This window comes from Roseimaritima multifibrata (assembly GCF_007741495.1).
In the GTDB taxonomy this organism is placed as follows: Bacteria; Planctomycetota; Planctomycetia; order Pirellulales; family Pirellulaceae; genus Roseimaritima; species Roseimaritima multifibrata.
In genome coordinates this window covers 2785029-2801168 of record NZ_CP036262.1, presented here as the reverse complement: position 1 = coordinate 2801168, position 16140 = coordinate 2785029, and the positions used below count along the sequence as shown (strand labels likewise).

At 55.3% G+C, this 16140-nt stretch carries 12 protein-coding genes; 9 read left to right on the top strand and 3 right to left on the bottom strand.

The annotated features are described in order from the left end of the window. The first annotated feature begins 439 nt into the window (after positions 1–439). The 4 genes from ubiE to mqnE are packed head-to-tail and all read left to right on the top strand — an operon-like array spanning position 440 to position 4001. Positions 440–1189: a bifunctional demethylmenaquinone methyltransferase/2-methoxy-6-polyprenyl-1,4-benzoquinol methylase UbiE gene (ubiE, locus tag FF011L_RS10265; protein WP_246109845.1), complete on the top strand. Its 750-nt coding sequence runs from the start codon at positions 440–442 to the stop codon at positions 1187–1189. Then, on the top strand, positions 1186–1830 hold the full coding sequence (locus tag FF011L_RS10260; protein WP_145351591.1) for a UbiX family flavin prenyltransferase: 645 nt from the start codon (positions 1186–1188) through the stop codon (positions 1828–1830). The genes ubiE and FF011L_RS10260 overlap by 4 nt, the downstream gene beginning before the upstream one ends. After that, a complete protein-coding gene (locus tag FF011L_RS10255; RefSeq protein WP_145351590.1) occupies positions 1827–2795 on the top strand; it encodes a 4-hydroxybenzoate octaprenyltransferase in 969 nt (322 codons plus the stop codon). The genes FF011L_RS10260 and FF011L_RS10255 overlap by 4 nt, the downstream gene beginning before the upstream one ends. A 45-nt stretch (positions 2796–2840) precedes the next feature. Beyond that, positions 2841–4001, top strand: coding sequence for an aminofutalosine synthase MqnE (gene mqnE, locus FF011L_RS10250; protein WP_145351589.1), 1161 nt, complete (start codon positions 2841–2843; stop codon positions 3999–4001). A 173-nt stretch (positions 4002–4174) separates the two neighbouring features. Here the strand turns inward: mqnE and FF011L_RS10245 are convergent, their stop codons facing one another. Both FF011L_RS10245 and FF011L_RS10240 read right to left on the bottom strand, forming a co-directional pair. Further along, positions 4175–4984: an SDR family NAD(P)-dependent oxidoreductase gene (locus FF011L_RS10245; protein WP_246109844.1), complete on the bottom strand. Its 810-nt coding sequence runs from the start codon at positions 4982–4984 to the stop codon at positions 4175–4177. 114 nt (positions 4985–5098) lie between these two features. After that, positions 5099–6379 carry a nickel-dependent lactate racemase family protein gene (locus FF011L_RS10240; RefSeq protein WP_145351588.1) on the bottom strand — a complete coding sequence of 427 codons (1281 nt, stop codon included), beginning with the start codon at positions 6377–6379 and terminating at the stop codon, positions 5099–5101. Positions 6380–6695: 316 nt separating this feature from the next. Here FF011L_RS10240 and fabZ point away from each other — a divergent pair, with 316 nt between their 5' ends. From fabZ to FF011L_RS10225, 3 genes are read left to right on the top strand one after another with little or no spacing between them, the layout of a single operon-like run. Further along, on the top strand, positions 6696–7124 hold the full coding sequence (fabZ, locus tag FF011L_RS10235; RefSeq protein ID WP_145351587.1) for a 3-hydroxyacyl-ACP dehydratase FabZ: 429 nt from the start codon (positions 6696–6698) through the stop codon (positions 7122–7124). A 24-nt stretch (positions 7125–7148) separates the two neighbouring features. Next, entirely contained in the window at positions 7149–7973 is an 825-nt protein-coding gene (locus FF011L_RS10230; protein ID WP_145351586.1) for an enoyl-ACP reductase FabI, read from the top strand. Continuing rightward, entirely contained in the window at positions 7963–8712 is a 750-nt protein-coding gene (locus tag FF011L_RS10225; protein WP_145351585.1) for a 50S ribosomal protein L11 methyltransferase, read from the top strand. Before FF011L_RS10230 ends, FF011L_RS10225 begins: the two co-directional genes overlap by 11 nt. 1759 nt (positions 8713–10471) lie before the next feature. Here FF011L_RS10225 and ilvB read toward each other — a convergent pair. After that, positions 10472–12247, bottom strand: a complete 1776-nt coding sequence (gene ilvB / locus FF011L_RS10220; RefSeq protein WP_145351584.1) for a biosynthetic-type acetolactate synthase large subunit — start codon at positions 12245–12247, stop codon at positions 10472–10474. Between the two features lie 233 nt (positions 12248–12480). On the opposite strand from ilvB, the gene FF011L_RS10215 reads away from it, so the two are divergent. Continuing rightward, entirely contained in the window at positions 12481–12882 is a 402-nt protein-coding gene (locus tag FF011L_RS10215; protein ID WP_145351583.1) for a fluoride efflux transporter FluC, read from the top strand. Then, the gene (locus FF011L_RS10210; RefSeq protein ID WP_218933118.1) at positions 12879–15875 is read left to right on the top strand and encodes a YCF48-related protein; all 2997 of its coding nucleotides are present in this window, start codon (positions 12879–12881) and stop codon (positions 15873–15875) included. The genes FF011L_RS10215 and FF011L_RS10210 overlap by 4 nt, the downstream gene beginning before the upstream one ends. Positions 15876–16140 lie beyond the last annotated feature (265 nt).

Sequence of the window (16140 nt, the reverse complement as noted above, 5' to 3'; positions counted from 1 at the left end):
CGATCGGATATTTCACACGGTGCGCGTCCCGGCGCAAGAAAGGCCCGCATTCATATGGAGCCTGATAGTGTCGATGGTACAGCCACGGGTGAGAAACGTTTTCCGGCGGCCATTTACCGAATTGGCAAAGCAATCGTCGGAGCCGGTTCTTCACAGCGGAGTGTTCGTTGCCCGTTGGGCGTCGCAACAAAGATAGGCGCCGGTTTCCGGCCGGACAACCTTGTTCCTTCCGCCCTTCTCTGTCGAATCGCCCGAAAACAGGTAAATCGCCGGTTAATTACCCTATCCCGGCCCCGGTTAGGTCTCTCAGAGACACTTGGGAAACCAGCTTTTCCACCTTTCGGTGGCTGTCGTTTTCCCGCATTTCCCTTATGATCGGGCTATTCACAGCCTTGCCGTCCCTTCCCTACCCCAATCAGCCCCTACCCCAATCAGCCTCGTGTCAGCTCCTGAAACGGCTCCTGCCGAACCCATTTCACCGGCAAACGCCCCGCTAGATAAGAGCGGAGCACGCGTTCGTGAGATGTTTCGTCAGATCGCCCCCCGATATGATGCGATGAACCACCTCCTGTCGCTGAACATCGATCGCTGGTGGCGAAACCAGGCGGTGAAAAGGCTGCAGGTCCTCGATCAAAGTCCCATCCTGGACATCTGCACCGGGACCGGTGACCTTGCATTTGCGATCCAGCGAGCCCATTCCGATATCAAGGTGATTGGATCGGATTTCTGTTTCGACATGCTTCGGTTCGCACGTCAAAAGAATTCCGCTGCAAACATTCCGTTCCTGGAAGCCGACGCACAGTCGCTGCCGTTTGCCGACAATCAATTCCAATGCGTCACCGTCGCGTTTGGTTTGCGCAATGTCGCCGACACCGATCGTGGCCTGCAAGAAATGACCCGAGTCTGCCGTCCTGGCGGGCAGGTGATGGTCTTAGAATTCAGCTCGCCTACGCTCCCGGTCCTGAAACAGTCGTACGGATTCTATTTCCAGCATGTCCTGCCCAAAGTAGGCCAGCTGTTCGCAAAGAACGACAAATCGGCTTATCAATATCTTCCGGAATCGGTCGGCCAATTTCCCTCGGGCCAAGCACTGCTTGATCGCTTCACCGCAGCGGGACTTGAGAAGACAACGGCCAAGCCACTGACCTGTGGCGTCGCAACGATCTACCAAGGCTTTAAACCGCGATGAGCTCACAAGATATCGTGGTCGCAATCACCGGAGCGAGCGGTGCCATCTATGCCGTCCGCCTGCTACAGATCTTGGCCAAGGCAGGGCAGACCGTTCATCTAACGATCAGTCCCTCCGGGGCGGCCGTGATCAAACAAGAACTGGACCTATCGATAGACCTATCGAACTTTGATCCCCACCCCCTGCTCCACTGCAAAGCTCCCTGGCAGCAGGAAAAAGATGGAGAGGAATCAGGCGATTTTCCAACCGATACGATCCGCTACCATCACTACCAAGACTACATGACCCCGATCGCCAGCGGATCTTTCCTCACCAAGGGAATGGTCATCTGCCCCTGCAGCGGAAGCACGCTTAGCGCGGTCGCTCGCAGTGCTGGATCCAATTTGATTCAGCGAGCAGCGGAGGTCCACTTAAAGGAGCAACGCAAACTGGTCGTCGTCCCTCGCGAAACACCCCTTTCCGTTTTCCAGTTGGAAAACATGCACCGCTTGGCCAGTGCGGGAGTGGTTGTGCTGCCCGCGATGCCCGGCTGGTACCACGGCGTCACCTGCCTAGAAGACTTGGTTGATTTTGTGGTCTCACGAATCATCGATCAACTGGGAATTGAGCATGCACTGATCGAACGGTGGAAAAACGAATGAACGTCCCCCCTGCCCTTTCCGGCAAACCCGTCAATTCAACATCGATCACCACTGGCCAGCGTGCACGCCGACTGCTGGAATTGATCCGGTTCAGCCATACCATCTTCGCCCTCCCGTTCGCTTGCCTAGCCGCCCTGCTGGCGCTTCGCTTGCCGCTTGCGGACGGGACCCAAGTTACGATTACCTGGTGGACGGCGATCGGGTTGATCCTCTGCATGGTGTTCGCTCGTAGTGCCGCGATGGCTTTTAATCGGCTGGTCGATCAGACGTACGATGCGGCCAACCCGCGAACCGCTGGCCGCCACCTGCCAGCGGGCCTGCTTTCCCGAGCCGAGGTGATTGGTTTCACTCTATTTTGCGCCGTCGGCTTTATCGCATCTTGCGGATTATTTTTGCCCAACTGGCTACCGCTGGCCGCTTCGGTCCCCGTTCTGATCTTCCTTTGTGGCTATAGCCTGGCAAAGCGATTTACGTCTTTGGCGCACCTTTGGCTGGGGATCGCACTCAGCTTGGCCCCGATCTGCGTGTGGGTTGCCATTCGCGGAGAAAGCCTATTGGCGGCCCCCGCTGAATGGATGCCGTCGGTGGTGCTGGCGATTGCCGTTGCCCTCTGGGTCACGGGATTCGACATTATTTACGCTTGCCAGGACGAAACTTTTGATCGTCATGTAGGGCTGCGGAGCATCCCTGCCCGCTTGGGAGCACGTCGAGCGCTCCATGTCGCCGCCTGCTTACACATGCTGATGATCTTCGCGCTGCTGTTACTTCCACAGACAACCAACGGTTTAGGTCTAGGTGTCCTGTATTACGGGGCAATTGGATTGATCGCCGCTTTACTGATCTATGAACACCGTTTGGTCAAACCGGACGATCTTCAACGAGTCAACGACGCCTTTTTCAATGTCAACGCAGTCATTAGTATCGTGCTGTTGATTGCAGCCGGTATCGACTGTTGGGTTATCTAACCCCGTCACCACCACCGTTTCCGTTTTTTCGCTTGCTACGAAATCATGAACCAGACTGAACTGAACGCCCGCTTTCGCGAAATCCGTGACAAGGTTGAATCCGAAGAGCGGCTGACGATGGACGACGGCCTCTTCCTCGAGGATCCCCAGGTCCCGCTACAAGAGGTCGGCGCATTGGCCAACCTTGTGCGGGAACGCAAAAATGGAAATTTGGGTTACTACAATATCAACACCCATCTGAATCCAACCAACGTTTGCGTCTACCGCTGCCGGTTTTGTGCTTTCCGATCGGACCTACGCGACCCGAAGGGGTATGCGATGACCGACGAACAGATCCTGGCACGCGGCAAAGAAGCGACCGAAAACGGCTGCACCGAAATGCATATCGTCGGCGGCCTGCACCACCAACGTCCCTACGAATGGTACCGGAATCTGATTTCGCTGCTAAATTCCAACTACCCGCAGATCGACCTCAAGGCTTGGACGGCTGTTGAGATCAATTGGTTTGAATTCCAAACCAAAAAGAGCGTCCAGTGGGTCCTGGAGGACATGCGAGAAGCGGGGCTTGGAAGCATGCCCGGCGGTGGCGCGGAAATTTTCCATCCCGAAATCCGCGACCAGTTGTGCGAACATAAAGCCAACACACATGCTTGGCTGGACATCCATCGCACGGCCCATGAGATCGGACTTCGCACCAACTGCACGATGCTGTATGGGCATCTGGAAAAAGCCTACCATCGCATCGATCACCTGATGCGTCTGCGAGAACTGCAAGACCAGACCGGAGGCTTCCAAGTTTTCATTCCGCTTGCCTTCCACCCGGAAAATACAAAACTAGACCATCTAAAAAAGCCTTCGGCAATCATGGACCTGCGGACCATGGCGGTCAGCCGCTTGATGCTGGACAACATCCAGCACATCAAGGCCTACTGGATCATGTTAGGCCTGGGTACCGCTCAAACCGCGCTCCAGTACGGTGCCGACGATATTGACGGTACCGTTCGTCACGAATTGATCTATCACGATGCCGGAGCAACGACGCCTGAATTCCTCAGTGTCGACCAAATCCGACATCTGATCAGCGAGACCGGTCGCAAACCTGTCGAACGGGACACGACTTATCACGAAGTTCACCGCGACCCAAATCATTTCGCGACCTGGACTCGAGGCGAACCGGTCGACAAGATTTCTGTTTCGGCGAAATAGAGTTCTGTCAGAAAAGGGTTACCGCGAGCGGTTTAAACACGGACAAACCGACGCGGTAGGTAAGCCAAGCCATTCTATGACAAACCATAACAAAATGTGGCCGGAGCAGAACTCAGGAATGGAATTCTTGAGCAAGGCGAAGCTCGCTCGGTGGTCAGCGGTTTGGCATGTGGTCAGTTATTTGGCATATCGGGTTGCTGCCAGACGCTCATTCCGCCATCGACCAATAGAGTCTGACCGTGGATGTGTCTGGCTGCATCGCTTAACAAGAAAACGGCTGCGGGCCCACAAACTTCTGCAGGCGGTATCTCTCCGCTTGGCGTGTGCAGCTGCATCCACGATTCAAACGCTGGGTTATCAATTGCCGAATTGGTCAGCGGGGTTCGCACCAACCCTGGAGCCATCGAATTGACTCGGATTTGATGCGGTGCAAGCGCCACGCACAGAGACCGAACCATCGCTGCGACCGCTCCTTTGCTGCAGTCATACGCCACATGATCGGGCTCGGCAAGAATCCCGTTGATCGATCCCGTGAACAGGACTCGGCCCGCGGTCTTCGATTCCACCCAGCGCCGTGCGTAAGCCTGCGTCAGATGGTAACCGGCCGCCACATTGATCTGCAGCGTTTTCTCGAATCGCTCTGGCTCCATTTCCAGGAACGGCTGATCGATAAAGACACCTGCATTATTGACCAACAGATCGACCGTCAATCCGGTCTGCTCGATCTTACTCAGCAAGCGAGCGGTAACTTCCGGCTGCGGGCCCGCAAGATCGATCGACACCAGTTCGGCTTGATTTCCAAACTGACGGCACTGGTCACGCGTTTCGATCGCCGCTTCGTTTTCTTCCAAGCCGTGGATCACGACATTGGCTCCCGCCCGAGCGATGGCCAACGCAATCTCTTTTCCGACCCCCTGCGTCCCACCGGTGATCAATGCAGTCTGACCGTCCAGCCGAAACAAATCTTTAGAAGTAGCACTCACAGCTTCACCAAAAAGAATGGAATAGATCGCCGTTTGAGACAAGCGACCAACAAAAAGGGCTTTAAGGGCTTTACGGACTTCGCCCAAACCGCCAGGAAATCGATAACGCGAATGTTACTGACGTTCCGCTGCAGGGGCTTCCCACAAACCAAGGGCCGGATTGCGGACGAAGTAGAACGGACCATCGCCACGATCAGGATTCCACCCATCCACAAGTTCCTCGGGAGGATATTGTTTCATCAAAGAATCGATATCTCCATATTGGTAGCCAACCCCTTCAACTTCTTCGCGAGTCAATTGGCCCGCACCATAAACGATTTCAAAGCGTCCTTCCGAAGAACCGTGGATCAGGTGGGCAGCGGCCGAGGGATTCGCAGCCAAATCTTCGTTTTCTTCAAAAGCTTTCATCACTTCTGGAGTCGTTCGGTATCCGTACTTTCTAATCAGCACGTCAATTTGCTTGTCTTCGCCAAATCGTTTAACCGCCGGAGCCAAAACCGTTAACCGGCCGCCCGTAGCGATCGCCATTCGCGTCCGATAGATCGATTTATTTCCAAGCCATGTTGTCGTGAATTCCTTCGGATCCAAATAAGCAACGACATGTTTCGGAGCTTTATCCAGATGCGTGAAGTTCACTTCGTACGATAATTTTGCTGCGGTGAAGAAGGTTTCGTGATCATCGCCGATGAACAGCCCACGGGTGATCAGTCGCTGGTTCGCGTGATCCTCTTCAATCACCGTTAACGCGTACAACAGCGGCATATCTTGGCAAAATTTATCCTGAGCGTAATTCAGAATTTTGCGTAGCGGCGTGTTGGCCTGGCCCATGGTTCGTTCCATGCCATAGACAGCACTCAAGAAATGACTCTCGTTGATACCATCTTTCCCGCCGGTTCCGACGAACACATTCTTGTTGTAATTCGCCATTCCGATGACCTCATGAGGAACGACTTGTCCGATCGAGAAAATCAGATCATGGCCCCCATCGCGAAGCATCTGGTTGACCTGTGCTGGCCACGGTTTCGGATACAAACCTTCGGTCACTTCCCCAACAAAGTCAGCCGGCACATGTCCCAGAGTCACCACATCGTCACGCCACCGGTGCTCACGAAACAGATTACGAGGAACTCCGGGGAACATGTCAGCGATCTGAGCATCGGACATCGGATCATGTGTTCCCAAGGCGGGCATGATGTCGGTAATCCGGTCGCCAAGCAGTTCATGCGTGAGCGCCGTGATTTCGCCAGATCGACTGGGCAAACGGGAGTAGTCGGGCGGAAGGATCAGCGCCTTTTTAGGTATTGAAATCGCATCAAACGTCTTCTTCAGCGCGGCACGAATGTCCTCGGTGGATAGGTCGGTCGTCGCCGAACCCTCAGCAAAGTAGATTGTCATCGGTCTGACCGCTGTCGAAAGAACTTGGGTAATTGATTTGTAGATGTCCGGTCTTAAGGGACATGCGTAGATTATGCCCCGGTGATCGTTTGATAACCAGCCTGGAGTCGATCGGATCGCGGTCGGCGGGATGGGCAAACCAACCGGACGCACCTCGTAAAACCAGCGCATTGCACACCGACCATCGCCGCAGGCTTGCGTCCGAAATCAATTGAATCCGTTCGGTTTCCCCCCAATCCAACCAGCCTGCTGGGAGATCTGCTCGGGGTCGCCTAAACTGAGGGCGATTCAAGTCCCTTCACTCGTCGAGTCATTCATGTCCATTGAGGAAATTGAAGCCGCGATCCCGCATCGCTCCCCCATGTTGCTGCTTGATCGCATTGAATCGCGAACTGAAAACAGCATCGTTTGCGTCAAAACGTTTCATGCGGATGAATTTTTTTTCCAAGGGCACTTCCCTGGTCAACCGATCGTCCCCGGCGTGATCTTGTGCGAAAGCTGCATGCAGGCGGGGGCGATTCTGCTAAGCCATGTCGCCCCAGGGGGTAAGGGCGCGGTCCCACTGGCCACCCGAGCGGACAATGTCAAATTCAAACGGATGGTGACTCCTGGAGACAGCATTGAGATCCACGTAACGCTAAACGAGCGGGTTGCAAACGCGTTCTTTTTGACCGGGCAGGTCAAATTGCAGGGTAAACTTGCGGCTCGATTGGATTTCGCCTGCACGGTCCACCTTCCCAACTAACACACCATTACAAGACTGCCACAAATGACGCACGCTTCCACCCCCGCCGATTTTTTGCAGGTCGCGGGCAAACGTTTTCTCGTGATGGGAGTGGCCAACAAAAAAAGCGTGGCCTACAAGATCGCGGTCCAACTGCAACAAGCCGGTGCCGAAGTCCTGTTCAGCGTCCGCAGCGAACAACGCCGCGAATCGCTGGCCAAGCTGTTGGCGAATGACCGAATCTTGGTCTGCGATGTGGAAGTCCCCGAGCAAATTGAGCAATTGGCAGCAACGCTTGCGGAAGACGCTGTCCCGTTGGCTGGGTTCGTTCACTCGATCGCGTTTGCCGATTACAGCGAGGGAATCAAACCTTTCCATGAAACGAATCGCACGGCGTTCCTGCAAGCGATGGACATTTCATGTTTTTCGCTGACCGCGGTCTGCAATGCTCTGAAAAACGTGTTTGCTCCCGATGCCAGCGTCGTGACGATCGGAATCAGCACGACCAGGATGGCGAGTGAAAGCTACGGCTATATGGCTCCGATCAAGGCCGCACTTGAATCCTCACTAGCTTTCCTAACCAAATCGTTCAGCCGGTTTTCCAAAGTCCGCTTCAACGCCGTTTCGGCCGGCCTGCTGAAGACCAGCGCATCTGCCGGAATCCCTGGTTACGTCGATGCCTATCTGTACGCCGAACAGGTCATCCCCCGCGGCGAAGCGATAACAACCGACGAAGTCGCCTCGACGGCAACGTTCTTGCTCAGCCCAAGATCGTCGGGGATTACCGCCCAAGGAATTGTGGTCGATGCTGGTATGTCGACCAACTACTTCGATGCAAATGTCATTCAGAAGGTGATGGATGCCCCATAAAACGCCCCCAAGCATCTTGGTCGCTCTGTTTATTGGACTGCTACTGGTTGCCGCCTGCCGACAACCGGTCCGCAAAGATTTGGATTACGACTACCAAGTCGTCCAGAGTTGGCAAGTCGATGAGGTCTTCGGAGGCGAATTCCAACAATTCGAAACGGTTCCATGGAACGCAGAAGCAACCCAAACCGTTCGTGAGCTGATTAAGAAGGACGAGTTGGTCTCGCAGCGAACCGTGCTGGAAATCCAGACGGGGACCGGACTGCTGGCGATCTACTCAAGTCAACAAGGCGCGTCCAAGGTCGTTGCCACCGACGGCAATCCGGCGGCCGTCGCCTGCGCTCGCTACAACGCGGCCAGTTTATACCAAGATAGAATCGTTTCGGTCCGCCTGGGATCCAACGACCCCGCCCAGCCCTACGCGGGGATCAAGCCGGACGAAAGCTTTGACCGGATTTTGATTCTGGCCGACGTTGATTTAGAAGAGAGCGACCGGACCGCCCGTTTGGTCGCATTGCTAGATGGCTTGGAAAATCATCTAACCAGAGCAGGCAGCTGTCTGATCTGCTGCACCCAAAAATCGACTATCGAAGAGTTACAGAAACTAGCAAAAAACGGCGAACTACCTTTCAAGTTGTTAGGCGATACCAATCTTGAGGAGGCTTCCGAGGTGCTCTGGCCAGGCGTCGTTGTCGACATCCGCCGAAGCAATACAAAGAACGGATCGCCAAATCCGAAGTAACCAATAACCGTAGCCGCGTCGCTCCGAGACGTGCGATTTATAAGTGAAGAAAGTCTGGCTCCCCTCACCCTCAAAACAAGTTCGCTTAAAACAGGTTTGATACTGGATCAACGGTTCGCCAGCTAATTCAATTAAGGTCGATTCAAAGGCTTGTTTTTGGGGAGAGGGGCTGGGGGAGAGGGGCCGACAGCGCTGGGCAAGGCGTGGCATAACCGCTTGAAATCCGAGGCGTTCACTGCGTCTTCGCTGCAAAATCGCCGCCTGAAAATCTCCCCCTCTCCCCCAGCCCCTCTCCCCCAAGCGAGCTCCACTAAATCAAAAAAAGAGGCAGAGATCACGCAATGAGCTAGCAGAGATTTCTTCCGCAACAAAGAGCTCGCTTAGGGGCGAGGGGAGCCAGACTGTCTTTATTAATAAATCGCACGTCCCGAGAGGCGATGAGATCTATATATGAAGAAAGTCTGGCTCCCCTCGCCCTCAAAACAAGCTCGCTTAAAACCGGTTTGATACCGGATCAACGGTTCGCCAGCTAATTCAATTAAGGTCGATTCAAAGGCTTGTATTTGGGGAGAGGGGCTGGGGGAGAGGGGCCGACAGCGCTGGGCAAGGCGTGGCATAACCGCTTGAAATCCGAGGCGTTCACTGCGTCTTCGCTGCAAAATCGCCGCCTGGAAATCTCCCCCTCTCCCCCAGCCCCTCTTCCCCAAGCGAGCTCCACTAAATCAAAAAAAGAGGCAGAGATCACGCAATGAGCTAGCAGAGATTTCTTCCGCAACAAAGAGCTCGCTTAGGGGCGAGGGGAGCCAGACTGTCTTTATTAATAAATCGCACGTCCCGAAAGGCGATGAGATCTATATATGAAGAAAGTCTGGCTCCCCTCGCCCTCAAAACAAGTTCGCTTAAAACAGGTTTGATACTGGATCAACGGTTCGCCAGCTAGTTCAAATAAAGTACGTTTCAGAGGCTTGTTTTTGGGGAGAGGGGCTGGGGGAGAGGGGCCGACAGCGCTGGGCAAGGCGTGGCATAACCGCTTGAAATCCGAGGCGTTCACTGCGTCTTCGCTGCAAAATCGCCGCCTGGAAATCTCCCCCTCTCCCCCAGCCCCTCTCCCCCAAGCGAGCTCCACTAAATCAAAAAAAGAGGCAGAGATCACGCAATGAGCTAGCAGAGATTTCTTCCGCAACAAAGAGCTCGCTTAGGGGCGAGGGGAGCCAGACTGTCTTTATTAATAAATCGCACGTCCCGAAAGGCGATGAGATCTATACATGAAGAAAGTCTGGCTCCCCTCACCCTCAAAACAAGTTCGCTTAAAACAGGTTTGATACCGGATCAACGGTTCGCCAGCTAATTCAATTAAGGTCGATTCAAAGGCTTGTTTTTGGGGAGAGGGGCTGGGGGAGAGGGGCCGACAGCGCTGGGCAAGGCGTGGCATAACCGCTTGAAATCCGAGGCGTTCACTGCGTCTTCGCTGCAAAATCGCCGCCTGGAAATCTCCCCCCCCCCCCCAGCCCCTCTCCCCCAAGCGAGCTCCTCTAAATCAAAAAAAGAGGCAGAGATCACGCAATGAGCTAGCAGAGATTTCTTCCGCCCCAAAGAGCTCGCTTAGGGGCGAGGGGAGCCAGACTTTCTTTATTAATAAATCGCACATCCCGAAAGGCGAAGCTAAGTTGGATTCCCCACTCGTTCCAGGCACGAAAAAACCCGGCGAACTTGGTCACCGGGTTTCGTTTTGTTCACTCGCTATTCAGCGATGCGTTGTTTATTCCAGAATCATGTCGTCGACGGTATGACCACCTGGGATCATTGGCAACACATGTTCTTGATAAGGAACCTGAACATCCAAGAGGTAAGGCCCTTTGTGTTCAATCATTTCTTTATAGGCATCCCGCAAATCGGCTTTGCGACGAATCGTTGCTGCCCCACAACCGTAGGCTTTGGCGATTCCGACAAAGTCGGGATAGCGTTCTTCGGCATAGGCAAACGGATCGGCGTCGCTTTTCCCGCTAGCTTCTTCGTGATGGATTGGGCCTAGATAAGTGTGGGCTCGATTGCGATCCATGAACCGGTCTTCCCACTGAACAACCATCCCAAGGTGCTGATTATTCAACAGCAGAACCTTGACCGGCAATTCTTCGCAGAAGCAGGTCGCCAGTTCCTGGATGTTCATTTGGAAACTTCCGTCTCCGTCGATATCAACCACCAACGAGTTCGGATGTGCCGCTTGGACGCCCATCGCTGCGGGCAAACCAAAGCCCATCGTTCCCAGACCACTACTGCTGTGCCAGGTTCGTGGTTTGGTGAACTGATAGAACTGAGCCGCCCACATTTGATGCTGCCCTACGCCTACCGTGATATACGTATCCATCTCACGTGTGACGTCGCACAATTCACTGATGGCATGCTGCTGCAAAATGCCGTCGAAGTTCTCGTCGTACTTAAACGGGTACTTCAACTTCAAAGCTTTGCAGTGCTGAACCCACTCTTTAATATCTTCGGGAGCCTGAACGACTTTGTTCAGTTCACCGAGGACCTGTTTGACGTCGCCGCAAACAGGGATGTGAGCCGATTTATTTTTATTTAGTTCCGATGCATCGATATCGACGTGGATAATTTTTGCATCTTTGGCGAACGCTTCGACCTTTCCGGTTACCCGGTCGTCAAAACGAACTCCCAAAGCGATCAATAGGTCACAGTCGCGAACGGCGTAGTTCGCGTAAGCCGAACCGTGCATCCCCAGCATGTCCAGCGACAGCGGATCGCCTGCAGGGTAGGCCCCCAATCCCATCACGGTGGTCGTGATCGGGATCCCGGTCTTGGCAACCAGTTCACGCAGTTCGGCGCTAGCTTCGCCACTGATGATCCCGCCACCTGCGTAGATGATCGGACGTTTGGCGCGGCGAATGGCTGCGACCATCTGCTTGATCTTTTCATCCGCAACGGGAGTCGCGTCGGGATGGTAGCCAGGCAAATTCATTTCCACGTCCCAATCCGGGACCGTCGATCCCAGTTGGACGTCTTTGGGCATATCGATCAGGACGGGGCCAGGACGGCCGGTCGAAGCGATATGGAAGGCTTCCCGCATGATCCGCGGCAAATCTTTGACATCGGTCACCAAATAATGGTGTTTTGTAATCCCACGGCAGACTTCAACCATCGGGCATTCTTGGAAAGCATCGGTACCGATGATTCCCGTAGGAACCTGTCCGGTGATGCAAACCATTGGAATGCTATCCAGTTTTGCGTCCGCAATCGCGGTGACCAAATTGGTGGCTCCAGGGCCACTGGTCGCCATCACGACGCCAACTTTACCCGTACTACGGGAATAACCTTGGGCGGCGAAAGCTCCCCCTTGCTCGTGCCGCGGCAGAATCGTCCGGAGCGAATCTCCGTAGCGAGTCAACGCCTGATGCATTGGCATGCTGCAGCCGCCGGGATAAGCAAATAGGACCTCGACGCCGTGATCGACCAGCGACTTGACTAGGATATCGGCTCCAGTCATCAGTTGCGTGTCGGACGCGGCTTTCGCGGTGCTCATCGGAAACTTCCGTTCATTCAGGGGTTCAGAAACAGGCAAACAGATGCCAACAAAGAGAGTTCGGCTCTCATTTAACCCTAAATCTAGAATCCGACCGCCAGAATGGCAATGGTCATTTAGAAACGACATTGCTGAATTTGGCGTTCGCTCGCTAGGATGCCCTCCCAACCCGCCCTTAATTTCCGTCGATTTCGTTCATATCGTTCGTTTTCCCCCTTCCCAAGGCTCGCCTCATGCCGCGTCCCGGCCTATTTGCCGATCTGTTGGCTGTTGGATTGGGTGGAGCCATTGGAGCCGTCCTAAGACACGGCCTGACCGTTATGTTGCCCGCTTTACCAGGCGGGAAAGCGATGTTGGGCACGCTTGTGGCAAACGCCATCGGTTGCTTTGCCATCGGCCTGCTAGGGGAATGGGTCGCGTTGGAAGCTTCACAGCTGTCCGAGCGACAGGTCTTATTGCTTCGCGTGGGACTGTTGGGCGGATTAACGACGTTTTCTACCTTTGCAGCCGAATCATGGGCGATGGGGGGCGAAGGACGCCCTCACTGGCTGATGATGCATACGGCCGCCCATCTGGTGGTCGGTTTTTTTGCGTTTTGGCTCGGAAGCTATATTGTGCGTGAGTTAGCATCATGATCAGAAAGCATGCCCCCGTGATTTTGAAAGCGGGAAACGTCCTGCCACACTCGCCACGACGCATTCTGCGAGGAGCGATCACTCTGTCGCTGTGGCTGCTGGCCTCGCTGGCCGCCGCAGAGGATTCGTCGTCGGTTCCGGGCTATGCGACCCGCAGCTGGCTGAAATCGGATGCATCGCTACGCTCGGTGACGTTCGTCGATGCCGACCGCGGCTGGGCCGTGGGAGACCGGGGCGTGATCCTGGTGACCGACACCGGCGGGGACCGCTGGGAACTTCAGGACAGCCCCACGCACGTGCAATTGGTCGACGTCGATTTTGTCGATGCAAAGCGTGGAGCCGCCGTGGGCGGATACTACGAAGCCGATACCCAAATCAGCCGCGGCGTCCTACTGATCACCCTTAATGGCGGCCGAACCTGGAAAACCTACGGCGACGACCTGCCCTTCCTGCGCGGCGTCAAAATGGAAGAGAACGGATCGGTGCTGGCGATCGGCGACTTTTCCCCCGTGCACACTTCCGCCATCTTCCACAGTGTCGACGGAGGCCGAACATGGGCCGGAGTGTCGACGGACGGACTTCGCCGAGCGATTTCGATGTCGGGTTCGCTTCACGGCCCTCTAAACGTTCTTGGCGATGACGGGGTCATGCATTTCTATGCGACCCTGCAAACCGCTCCGCTAAAAGTCCTTGCCGATGCTCACCTGCAAAGGGTCACCGGCAGCGGGCCGCAACGAATCGCCATCGGCAGTCAAAATGCGGTCTATCAATCAACCGACGGTGGACGCCAATGGAAGTCCGTTTCAGCCCCTGCGGAATTTTCGCCTTTAGCCGCCGCGATTGCCCCGCTTCCATCGAATGCTGGGCGAGCCGAAACCGGTCAAACCAATTTCTATTTGGCCGGAATGCCCGGCACCAAGATCCTCCACCGGCACCCCGCGGGAACGGAAGAGTCTTTTTCAACGCCCATCCACGCTTCTTTAAACGACATCTCTTTTCAGGACGCACAACGAGGCTGGGCCGTGGGCGCATTTGGCACCATTTTGGCCACCCGCGATGGTGGTCGTTCCTGGCGCACGCAGCGAGGCGGGAATTCAAGAGCCGCAATCCTTGTGGTCGGCGACAAGTTAACGGACGTCCCCTGGTCCTTCGTAGCCAACGAAGCCCTCGAACGAGGCCACCGAGTCGTTGTTAGCACCGCTCAAGAAACGCCGCACCTGGACCCTTTTTCCCCTCGAGCCGCCACGCTGGGAACACAGGTCGCTTGCCAGCTTGGTGGTGGAGAAATTTTCGAGTGGCATCCCGCGGCTCCCAAACCGACCGAGATCGCCAGCCCCACTTCGGCGGGCCGAGAAGCGGTTGGGTTCAAACTGCCAAACTCGCCGGACCAAATTCCAACCAACCTGGAAAGTGTGTCGATCCAACACGCTCTGAAAGCCTACCGCCCACGCGTGCTGGTGATCAGCGACAAAATCGATCCCGACCAACGACGCGACTGGATCGAACTTGCGATTCAAAATGGCGTCCAGCGAGTCCTCGAACCAACGGCAAAATCATACGCCGACTGGAGTCTCTACCGCCGCGCTTTGTTGCCTCAATCGGGACTTCTGTTGGTCGATCTTCAACAGGATACGGATGCGATATTAGGCGTCAGAAACCGTTCGACGGACGATCTGCATTTCCGTCGCACACATGATGCACTCGTCCCGCTAGGCCGCTCGATTTCGGACCCGCTGGACGGATACGTCAGGCTGGGGACCACGGAAACGCGGACGATTGAAACGGCCGCCAATCGACGGACGCTGCAAATACTTCAAGCCCGCGGAAGCGAAGTCGCCATGATCCAAAGGATGCTGGATGACGGCGACCGAAATGGGTCGTTTGTCCATCGATTGCGGTTAACCCTCAGCCAAACGCCCACTGAAAATCGAACGCGTTTGGCAAGACAAATCCTGCAAGGCTGTCAGCGTACGGACCAACCGCGTCTGTACCTCCAGGCACTCTCGGTCGTCGCTTCGGAAATCCCCGACACCCCGCTTGGACGCTGGGCTCAGCTGCGAGGAGAAGCCTTGCATTTCAGCCAAGAGTGGTCGGCACTGCACCGTACGCGTCGGCTGCAAGCGCACACCCCGCAACCGGTGGCGACAAACGTCCAATTCTCCCCATTCTCCAGCGACGATCCTTCGCCGATCCGGCAAGCCAGTTCGGTCGAAAACCTGATCATCACGCCCGACCGGACGACGTCGCACGAAACACCGCAAGACCGTTCGGCAAACGAGTTCGACCTGAGCTGGGACTTCCATCCCATGGTCGCCTTGATCCGGCACCGGCAATCAAGCAATCCAGAAGAGGAAACACTGGGTGGAACACCGTTGACCCAACTGGCAAAACAATCAAAGCACCTGAGCGAAATGGACAGCTGGTCTCCGCTGCTGAATCCGCAAGAGGCGAACGCGACGCGGGCCCTTCATTCGGCGGAACGTCCTTTTCTGGATGGAAAACTGAACGAAGCCTGCTGGCAATCCAAACCGTACCGGAACTCCCAAGGGTACGACATTCGTTTCGCTTACGATTCCCAGCACGTTTACTGGTCCGCAGTCGGGCCCAGGATTCTCCCGCAGCTAAAGGGTGCAAACGAGACCACCGCAGCGACGCGAGACGCCGACCTAAACCTTGGCGACCGACTGGTCCTCAAGATCGACATCGACGGTGACTTGCTGACCGCGTTTGCACTGGAAGTCGACGCCGAAGGGCGAACGCGAGACACCTGCAATGCATTCACAGGTTGGCAACCGATGTGGTTCGTCGACGTCCGCAACGACCAGGACACGATCTGTGTCGAAGCCGCAATCCGCCGCAGCGACTTACAAACGCTCCCCATCCCCAGCGGCAGCACCTGGAACATCCGCTTCGACCACCGCCAAGGCCAACAAAACTCCTGGGAAGGAGCCCAAGTCAACGCCGAGGACTGGACGGTAGTAAGGTTTCAGTAGAGGCTTGGATTGGGAGACAAGGAGACAAGGAGACAAGGAGACAAGGAGACAAGGAGACAAGGAGACAAGGAGACAAGGAGACAAGGAGACAAGGAGTTGGGAGTTGGGAGTTGGGAGTTGGGAGCTGGGAGCTGGGAGCTGGGAGCTGGGAGCTGGGATAATAATTGACTTTTCGCGCATGGTCCTTCACTCCTTCACTCCTTCACTCCTTCACTCCTTCACTCCTTCACTCCTTCACTCCTTCACTCCTTCACTCCTTCACTCC

Excerpts from the sequence above, each read along its gene's own strand:
- mqnE (WP_145351589.1), top strand. The coding sequence starts at position 2,841 with ATGAACCAGACTGAACTGAACGCCCGCTTTCGCGAAATCCGTGACAAG.
- FF011L_RS10210 (WP_218933118.1), top strand. The coding sequence starts at position 12,879 with ATGATCAGAAAGCATGCCCCCGTGATTTTGAAAGCGGGAAACGTCCTG.
- FF011L_RS10255 (WP_145351590.1), top strand. The coding sequence starts at position 1,827 with ATGAACGTCCCCCCTGCCCTTTCCGGCAAACCCGTCAATTCAACATCG.
- FF011L_RS10260 (WP_145351591.1), top strand. The coding sequence starts at position 1,186 with ATGAGCTCACAAGATATCGTGGTCGCAATCACCGGAGCGAGCGGTGCC.
- FF011L_RS10225 (WP_145351585.1), top strand. The coding sequence starts at position 7,963 with ATGCCCCATAAAACGCCCCCAAGCATCTTGGTCGCTCTGTTTATTGGA.
- ilvB (WP_145351584.1), bottom strand. The coding sequence starts at position 12,247 with ATGAGCACCGCGAAAGCCGCGTCCGACACGCAACTGATGACTGGAGCC.
- fabZ (WP_145351587.1), top strand. The coding sequence starts at position 6,696 with ATGTCCATTGAGGAAATTGAAGCCGCGATCCCGCATCGCTCCCCCATG.
- FF011L_RS10240 (WP_145351588.1), bottom strand. The coding sequence starts at position 6,379 with ATGACAATCTACTTTGCTGAGGGTTCGGCGACGACCGACCTATCCACC.
- FF011L_RS10215 (WP_145351583.1), top strand. The coding sequence starts at position 12,481 with ATGCCGCGTCCCGGCCTATTTGCCGATCTGTTGGCTGTTGGATTGGGT.
- FF011L_RS10230 (WP_145351586.1), top strand. The coding sequence starts at position 7,149 with ATGACGCACGCTTCCACCCCCGCCGATTTTTTGCAGGTCGCGGGCAAA.